This is a genomic window from Pseudomonas sp. 39004 (assembly GCF_028682155.1).
Taxonomy (GTDB): Bacteria; Pseudomonadota; Gammaproteobacteria; order Pseudomonadales; family Pseudomonadaceae; genus Aquipseudomonas; species Aquipseudomonas capeferrum.
The window spans coordinates 1-5,760 of record NZ_JANIAG010000251.1; the positions used below are offsets into that span (position 1 = coordinate 1).

8 protein-coding genes and 1 pseudogene are annotated in these 5,760 nt (G+C 63.6%); 8 read left to right on the forward strand and 1 reads right to left on the reverse strand.

Features of this window, described 5'->3' with window-relative positions; genetic code table 11:
- The 8 genes from NP534_RS25265 to NP534_RS25300 all read left to right on the forward strand — a co-directional run.
- On the forward strand, positions 1-617 hold a 617-nt coding region (locus NP534_RS25265), incomplete at its 5' end, for an SDR family oxidoreductase (protein WP_274100523.1).
- A gap of 2 nt (positions 618-619) precedes the next feature.
- Positions 620-1,471, forward strand: coding sequence for a MaoC family dehydratase (locus NP534_RS25270; protein WP_274100524.1), 852 nt, complete (start codon positions 620-622; stop codon positions 1,469-1,471).
- An 87-nt stretch (positions 1,472-1,558) separates the two neighbouring features.
- Complete coding sequence (locus tag NP534_RS25275) at positions 1,559-1,864, forward strand: MazG-like family protein (RefSeq protein ID WP_274100525.1); 306 nt, start codon at positions 1,559-1,561, stop codon at positions 1,862-1,864.
- Positions 1,861-2,610 carry a methyltransferase gene (locus NP534_RS25280; RefSeq protein ID WP_033703375.1) on the forward strand — a complete coding sequence of 250 codons (750 nt, stop codon included), beginning with the start codon at positions 1,861-1,863 and terminating at the stop codon, positions 2,608-2,610. Before NP534_RS25275 ends, NP534_RS25280 begins: the two co-directional genes overlap by 4 nt.
- A 22-nt stretch (positions 2,611-2,632) precedes the next feature.
- Positions 2,633-3,268: a DUF4136 domain-containing protein gene (locus tag NP534_RS25285; protein WP_274100526.1), complete on the forward strand. Its 636-nt coding sequence runs from the start codon at positions 2,633-2,635 to the stop codon at positions 3,266-3,268.
- A gap of 19 nt (positions 3,269-3,287) precedes the next feature.
- Complete coding sequence (locus NP534_RS25290) at positions 3,288-3,857, forward strand: DUF4136 domain-containing protein (RefSeq protein WP_274100527.1); 570 nt, start codon at positions 3,288-3,290, stop codon at positions 3,855-3,857.
- A gap of 196 nt (positions 3,858-4,053) precedes the next feature.
- Complete coding sequence (locus NP534_RS25295) at positions 4,054-4,524, forward strand: prepilin peptidase (protein WP_033703378.1); 471 nt, start codon at positions 4,054-4,056, stop codon at positions 4,522-4,524.
- Positions 4,525-4,643: 119 nt separating this feature from the next.
- Positions 4,644-5,420, forward strand: coding sequence for a response regulator transcription factor (locus tag NP534_RS25300; protein WP_274100528.1), 777 nt, complete (start codon positions 4,644-4,646; stop codon positions 5,418-5,420).
- A 41-nt stretch (positions 5,421-5,461) separates the two neighbouring features.
- On the opposite strand, the pseudogene NP534_RS25305 reads toward NP534_RS25300, so the two are convergent.
- Positions 5,462-5,760, reverse strand: a pseudogene (locus tag NP534_RS25305) (ShlB/FhaC/HecB family hemolysin secretion/activation protein); the annotation flags it as partial.

Below are 5,760 nucleotides of genomic sequence, written 5' to 3' on the forward strand. Positions count from 1 at the left end.
CGCAAGCGCGGCAAGACCTCGAAGCCCTCGCCGCGCGGCTAGGCGGCCAGGCGCTGGGCCTGGACATCTGCGCCAACGACGCAGCAGCGCAACTGCTCGAAGCACTGCCTGGGGGTATCGACATCGTGGTGCACAACGCAGGCATCACCCGGGACAAGACATTGGCCAACATGACCCCGGAATACTGGGACGCCGTGCTGGCGGTAAACCTCAAGGCGCCGCAGGTGCTTACCCAGGCGTTGTACGACGCTGGCGCGCTCGGCGACAACGCGCGCATCACCCTGCTGGCCTCGGTCAGCGGCATCGCCGGTAACCGTGGGCAGGCCAACTACGCGGCGAGCAAGGCCGGGCTGATCGGCTTCGCCCAAGCCTGGGCGCCAAAGCTCGCCGAGCGCGGTGCCAGCATCAATGCCGTGGCCCCCGGCTTCATTGAAACGCACATGACCGCCGCCATGCCCATGGGGCTGCGCGAGGCCGGGCGCCGCTTGAGCTCACTGGGCCAGGGCGGGCGGCCACAGGATGTTGCCGAGGCCATCGCCTGGCTCAGCCAGCCGGGCTCCGGTGCGGTCAATGGCCAGGTCCTGCGGGTCTGTGGCCAGGCACTGATGGGAGCCTGACCATGAGCAGACATTGGCACGACCTGCACGCCCCGGACTCACGCGCCAGCCTCTACCTGCGCGCGGCCAGCAAACGCAAAATCAGCGGCGACAGCCTGCCGAACACAGGCCTGCGCTGCGTCGTTCGGGCCCAGCCCGACAACCTTGCGGCCTACCGCCGGCTCTGCCACTTCACCGACGATGGCCGCTTGCCGGGCACTTATCCACATGTCATGGCCTTCCCCCTCCAGTTGCAGCTGCTGACCGGCCACGACTTCCCCTTCCCACTGCTCGGGCTGGTGCATCTGTATAACCGCATCGAGGTGCTGCGCCCCCTGGGGGGCATCGATGGGTTACGGTTTGCGGTGTACGCCGACAACCTGCAACCTCATGCCAAGGGCGGCACCTTCGACCTTATCACCGAAGCCGAAGATGGCTTGGGCCTGCTCTGGCGCGAAACCAGCCGCATGCTGGTACGCGGGCTGCACCTGGAAGGCCAGGCCAGTGAGCTGGCAGAGCACGAACCGGGCCCACTGACAGAGGCGAGCCGCTGGTATGCAGACAGCGATATCGGCCGGCGATACGCCAAGGTGTGCGGGGACTACAACCCCATTCACCTGAGCGCCGCCAGTGCGCGATTGTTCGGGTTTCCCAAGGCCATTGCCCATGGCATGTGGAGCCAGGCCATGGCGCTTGCGGCATTGCGCGGGCACCTGCCGAGCAGTGGCTATGGCTTCGAGGTGGACTTCCTGAAGCCGGTGCGGTTGCCATCGGAGGTGGTGCTCAGTGCCAGTGAGGCCGGGCCCGCAGGGGAACTGCGGCTGGATGGGCATGGCGAGTTGCTGCACATGCTCGGGCGTTGGGATCAGCTCTAGGCCGTGTGGCGGCTGCGCAGCCGTCCCCGAATCCTCTTGCTTTGCATCGGACCTGCGCCGAAGCTATGCGGCATTAGGAGAGCCCCGATGAACCTGCAAGAACTCACCGAACGCCTGCACCGGATCCGCGACAACAACGACTGGCGCGGCTTCCACAGCCCAAAGAACCTGGCCATGGCCGCCAGCGTCGAAATGGCCGAGCTGGTGGAAATCTTCCAGTGGCTGAGCGAAGACCAATCCCGCCAGTTGCCCGCCGATAAACTCGCCCACGCCGGCCAGGAGGTGGGCGATGTGGTCCTCTACCTGTTGTTGCTGTGCAGCGAGCTGGGCCTGGACATGGACCAGGTGGTACGGGCCAAACTGGCCGACAGCGAGAGGCGCTTCGCGCGATGAACGACCGTCACTTCGATGAACTGGCCACCCGCTTCGCGGAAAAGATCTACGGCGGTGCCAAAGGTGCAATTCGCCTGGCCGTGCTGCAAGCCGACCTGGCCGAAACATTGCCCGACCGCCCGCTGCGCATTCTCGATATCGGCGCAGGCCTGGGCCACATGGCCCTGTGGCTGGCTGAGCGCGGCCACCAGCTGACCCTGGCCGAGCCCGCCGCGCCCATGCTCGACGGTGCCCGTGCGCGCTTTGCCGAAGCGGGCCAGACGGCCACCTTCATCCAGGCGCCGTGGCAGGACCTGCTCGGCCAACTCACCGAACCCTACGACCTGGTGCTGTGCCACGCTGTGCTCGAATGGCTGGCCGAACCCGAAAGCATCCTGCCCGTGCTGCATCAGCTGACTGCCCCCACCGGGTGGCTTTCACTGGCCTTCTACAACCGCGACGCGCTGGTCTATCGCAACCTGCTCAAGGGCCATTTCCGCAAGTTGCGCAGCAACCGCCTGGAAGGTGAAAAGCAGAGCCTGACCCCACAGAAGCCACTTGATCCACGTGAGCTCAAGGCGCAACTTGAGCCTATGTGGCAGGTCGAAAGCCAGAGTGGTGTCAGGGTGTTCCACGACTACATGCCCAAGGAGTTCCAGGCCAAGGCCGAACTGCTCGACCTTCTGGAAATGGAACTGGCCCACCGCAGGCACCCAAGCTTTGCCGGGCTCGGTCGCTACCTGCACTGGATCTGCCGCCCCCGCTGACCCCGCCCGCCGGGAGGAATACATGCCGTACCGTCTGTTGTGCCTGGCCCTGCTGCCCCTCGCCCTGGCTGGCTGCCAGGGCAGCAACCCGTATGTCGCCAGCGGCCGCCCGATACCGCCCGCGCCTGCTGCGGCTGCCACCACCTTCGACGCCAGTGCCTACCCGGCACCGGCCCGTGACTATGGGCACTATCGCAGCTGGAGCTGGCGTGGCGGCCAGTTGCCCAGCGGCACGGCCAATGCTGACCCGGCGCAACTGGCCGATGCCATCAGCGGCGCGCTCGACCAGCATGGCCTGCGCCCGGCACGGGGCAGCACCGGCGATTTGCTGGTAAGCGCCGACATGCGCCTGGAAAAACGCCTGCGCCAAGTGCGCGACTATGACACCTACGACCCCTACTACGGCCCCTACCCCTATGGCGGTGTTGGTTATGGCGGCTACCGCAATGGCTACGGTGCCTATGCCAGCGTACCGATCGTGCGCACCTACGAGGTCGAGGTGATGGTGGTGCGCATCGATCTGTTCGACGCGCGCAACGGCCAGCCGGTGTGGAGCGCCAGTGCTGAAAGCAATAGCGACAAGGACTCGCCGCGTGATCGCGAAAGTGCCTTGCGTGATTCTGTGCACAAGGCGCTCAGCGGCTATCCTCCCAGTTAACGTCTAACGGAGAACCATCATGTTGCGCCGTCTCGTTCTACTGTCATTTGCGCTATTACTTGCGGCCTGCTCCAACAACAACGTCCAGCAGGATTTCGACGCCAGCCGCGATTTTGCCGCCTATCGCAGTTGGGCGTGGCAAGAACCCGGCTTGCAGTACCGCCCGGACGACCCTCGAATCAAGAGCGACCTGACCGAGCAGCGCATTCGCCAGGCCGTTGCCGACCAGCTCGACCAGCGGGGCCTGCGCCCGGTGCAGGGCACGGCACGGCCTGACCTTAACGTACGCACGTACCTGATCGTCGAGCAGCGCCAGCAACAGATCACCACCAACTATGGCGGTGGGTGGGGTGGCTACTGGGGCGGCTACTGGGGCGGCCCGATGTACAACGAAACTCGCAGTGTCGACTACAAGGTCGCCACCATTCAGGTCGACATGTTCGATGGGCGTGACGGCAAGCTGGTGTGGCGCGGCAGTGCCGAACAGATCATGAACAATTACCCGCCAAGCCCGGAAGAACGCAATAGCGCCATTCACAATACCGTGGCCAAGGTATTGGCCAATTACCCGCCGGGCAGCAAGAAGTAGCAGTTAGTGGGAGCGGCCTTGCATTGCGATAGGGCCGCTCTCACAAAAGCGCTGCGCCAACCGCGACATAATCCATTTCGACCACGCCTTTTTCCGTTGCCAACTGCACTCCCCCGCACGTTCCCGTCTATCTTCAGTTAAGGAAACCTGACTGACCGGGTAGAAGTGTTCAACAATTAGGGAAGGCGACCTGCCAATGCAAAGCATTGTTCTCTTGATGTGGCTTGCCTTGTGCTCCGAACAGGATGTGCGTCAACGCCAGATATCCAACCTGCTGACCCTCGGCGTCGCGGCCTGCGCCCTGGCGTGGCTATTCGCTACCGGCCACAGCTGGATCGGCGCCGAGGCCAGCGATGCCGGTTGGGCGCTGGCCATCGTCATGCTGCTGACCCTGCCCGGCTACATGCTCGGGCGCTTCGGGGCCGACGACGTCAAGCTGATGGGCGCCCTGGCCCTCGCCACCAGCCCGCAATATGTACTCGGCACCTTCATCGGGGCCGGGGTCACGGTGCTGCTGTGGCTGCTCACCCGTCGCCGCTTGTGGACCCTGCTCAACCCCAAAGTAAAGAAGCGCTTGCAGGCCCTGACGGAGCAGATGGGCGACAAACAAGCCTTCGTGCCCTACGTACTGGCGGGGTTTCTTCTGACAGCGGTATGGATCCAATAATCATATTTGTGGTCCGATAACTTGTACGGGCCTTGTACAGACTCGCAAAGTACGACTACTTTTAAGCTGCCAGAGCGTCTGGCCCGGGAGCAGGGCCGATTACGAACAGGGAGTTGATCGTGAACAAGCCGTCGAGTGAAGTGAAGGTGCTGGTGGTCGATGACCAGCCATTGATCGTCGAGCAACTGTGTGAATTTCTCGAAAGCCAAGGTCACCCTTGCGTCCCTGCCAATTCCACCGACCAGGCCATCGAGCGCTACCTGGCCGATCAAAGCATTGGCCTGGTGGTGTGCGACCTGCACATGCCGCAGCGCGATGGCATCGAACTGGTCCGCGCACTGAAGGACATTGCCGGCACCAAGCGCATGTTCGAAGCGATCATGCTGACCGGCCGTGCAGACAAGCAGGACGTGATCCGTGCCTTGCGTGCAGGTTTTGCCGACTACTATCAAAAGCCCATGAACCTCGACGAACTGCTCGAAGGCGTTCGCCGCCAGGAGCAGGCATTGCTCGAGCGCCAGCGCAACCTCAAGGAGCTGGGCGGCCTGAACCAGCGCCTGCAGGACCTGGCATCGTCCGTTGACGAGCTCTACCACGACCTTGAAAAGGCCCGCGGCCAGGGTGTGCATCGGCGTGCCAATGATGTCGAGGAAGGCGAAAGCGAGCTGCCAGCGGTGTTCGAGAAGTTGTCGCCGCGCCAACTGGAAGTGGCGCGGTTGGTCAGCAAAGGCAAGACCAACTACCAGATCGCCTGCGAACTGGGCATCACTGAAAACACCGTGAAGCTCTATGTGTCCCAGGTGCTGCGCCTGACCCACATGCACAACCGCACGCAACTGGCGCTGGCGCTGACGCCGAGTTCTTCCCCGGTGCATCAGCGCTTTACCGCGCATTGATCACGAACGCCGGTGTTGCGCAGGAGCGTATCGAGCGGGGTTCATTGCATCTGATAGGTGAAGCTGAGCGTCACGCGTGGCGTTCGGCTCAGGCTGTCCAAGGCAGCATCCGCCAGAGGTTTCGCTACTTCCACAGCAACATCGAAATAACGCCCATCCCCCAGCCGCAGCCCCAGCGCAGCAGACGCCATCCGGGCATCCTCGACCCTGCCGGCGTTGTACCAGGCACGCGCTGCATCGAGCACCGCATAAGGCTGCACCACCTTAAGCCAGCCGCCGCTGTGCCGAACGCTGTAGTTGAGCTCGTACGCCACACCCCAGCCCTTGTCCCCTGCTGCCT